The sequence below is a fragment of the Curtobacterium sp. MCBA15_016 genome, from assembly GCF_001865105.1.
Classification (GTDB): Bacteria; Actinomycetota; Actinomycetes; order Actinomycetales; family Microbacteriaceae; genus Curtobacterium.
In genome coordinates this window covers 3,409-3,895 of sequence record NZ_MJGR01000017.1, presented here as the reverse complement: position 1 = coordinate 3,895, position 487 = coordinate 3,409, and the positions used below count along the sequence as shown (strand labels likewise).

General features: G+C 77.2%; 1 protein-coding gene and 1 pseudogene. Both read right to left on the bottom strand.

Annotation, left to right across the window (positions count from 1 at the left end; all coding sequences use genetic code 11):
• Positions 1-150 (bottom strand): Nif3-like dinuclear metal center hexameric protein (locus BIV03_RS07625; RefSeq protein ID WP_175475757.1); only part of this gene is annotated, 150 nt, incomplete at its 3' end.
• A 104-nt stretch (positions 151-254) separates the two neighbouring features.
• A pseudogene (locus BIV03_RS19545) lies at positions 255-487 on the bottom strand (hypothetical protein); the annotation flags it as partial.

The window sequence follows — 487 nt, the reverse complement described above, 5'->3', positions numbered from 1 at the left end:
GGTGGCCGGGACGGCGTCGACTGCGAGGTGCACGTGCTCGACCGTCTGGTCGGGGTCCCCCGCCACGAGCCCGACGGAGTCCCAGGACTCGGCGCCGGCGGCGGGCCACAGGTCTTCGATCACGGCCTGGAGTTCGCGGAGCGTCGGCATCCCGTCAGTCTACCGAGCCGCCCGGGTCGGTCCGGGCGCCCTGTGGACGACCACGGGACCGAGCAGCGCTGTGGACGACGGGCGACTCGGGGCTGCCGGGTGGATCAGCGGCGACCGAACGCGCGCATGACGACGGCGACGAAGCGCGTCCACCACCCGGCGGAGGCACGGTCCTCGGACGCGACGTCGGCTGCGTGGGCGGGGTGCCCAGCGGGCGTGTGCGCGGCGGGCGCGTGGGCGGCCGTCTCGGCGGTCGTCGGGACGACGGCCTCCGGGAGCACGACGGGCGTGCTCGCCGTCGCGCCGGCGTGCGCCGTCAGCGCGGCGGCGAACGCGG